Source organism: Pseudomonas sp. K5002, from assembly GCF_013386655.1.
In the GTDB taxonomy this organism is placed as follows: domain Bacteria; phylum Pseudomonadota; class Gammaproteobacteria; order Pseudomonadales; family Pseudomonadaceae; genus Aquipseudomonas.
In genome coordinates, this window is the sequence record NZ_JACARK010001458.1 from 1 (window position 1) to 1,114 (window position 1,114).

A 1,114-nucleotide genomic window follows, 5' to 3' on the forward strand; every position below is an offset into this window, starting at 1 on the left:
ACTTCGCCACCCTGCCGCCGGAAGCGGTGATCAACCCGGTGAAAAAAGCCGGCGTGAAGCGCCTGCTGGTGGTCGGCGGTGCCGGTTCGCTGTTGTTGCCGGGCGGCAGCCGAGTGATCGACAGCCCGGGCTTCCCCGAGGAATACAAAGCCGAAGCCAGCGCCGGCAGTGTTTTCCTCGATACCCTGCGCCAGGAAAAAGACCTGGACTGGACCTTCCTGTCGCCTTCGGCGGAGTTCGTCGAGACCGCACGCACCGGCACATTCCGCCTGGGCCAGGATGAATTGCTGGTGAGCAGTGAAGGCCGCAGCTGGATCAGCTTTGCCGACTTTGCGATTGCGCTGATTGATGAAGTGGAAACACCGAAGCATTCACGCCAGCGGTTTACCGTCGGCTACTAAGGCTGACGCGCACTAAAAATGTGGGAGCGGGNNCACATTTTGATCTTCATTGTGACGGCGACTGTGCCTGGCTCACCAGCCAGTCCATAAGCTGCTCCAACCCCGCCGAGGGCTCAGTGCCCGGCGGGTACACCAGGTAATACCCCATCCCCGTCGGCACCCGTAGTTCAAACGGCGTGGCCAACCGCCCCGCCTTCAGGTCCTCGCCAATCAGCGCGCTGTCGCCAATTGCCACGCCCGAGCCTTGGGACGCCACCGTCATCGCCAGGTCCAGCGTTTCAAAATGATGCCCCTGGGCCAGATTGCTCAAGCGTGTATTCGCCGCTTTCAACCACAACGCCCAATCGCGCTCATCCCGCGTAGGGTGCAACAACACCTGTTGCTGCAAATCGGCAGGCGTGTGCAAGCCACCGAGCAAGGCCGGCGCGCACACCGGCGTCAGGCGCTCATCGAACAGATGCCGGGCCTGGGCCGACTGCTCGGCAATCGGCGCGTAGATCACCGCGGCATCGAACTGCTCGCGGCGAAAGTCGACGGTGTAGGCCACGGTGGTGGTCAACTCCACCGGCACATCCGGGCGTTCCTGCTGCCACTGCATCAGGCGCGGCAACAGCCAGCGCATCACGCAGGTGGAGGCCTTGAGCTGCAAGGTCTCGCGGCGGGTGCCGATCTGCTCAACCGCCTCGCCGATCAGGCCGAACACCTGCTGCGCC

The 1,114-nt window shown here is 63.5% G+C and carries 2 protein-coding genes; one reads left to right on the top strand and one right to left on the bottom strand.

From position 1 onward, the window contains the following. A partial coding sequence (locus HX846_RS37170) for an NAD(P)-dependent oxidoreductase (RefSeq protein WP_178967460.1) occupies positions 1-401 on the top strand: 401 nt, incomplete at its 5' end. Between the two features lie 46 nt (positions 402-447). On the opposite strand, the gene HX846_RS37175 is transcribed toward HX846_RS37170, so the two are convergent. After that, positions 448-1,114, bottom strand: a 667-nt coding sequence (locus HX846_RS37175) for a LysR substrate-binding domain-containing protein (protein WP_178967461.1), incomplete at its 5' end; no start/stop codon positions are given.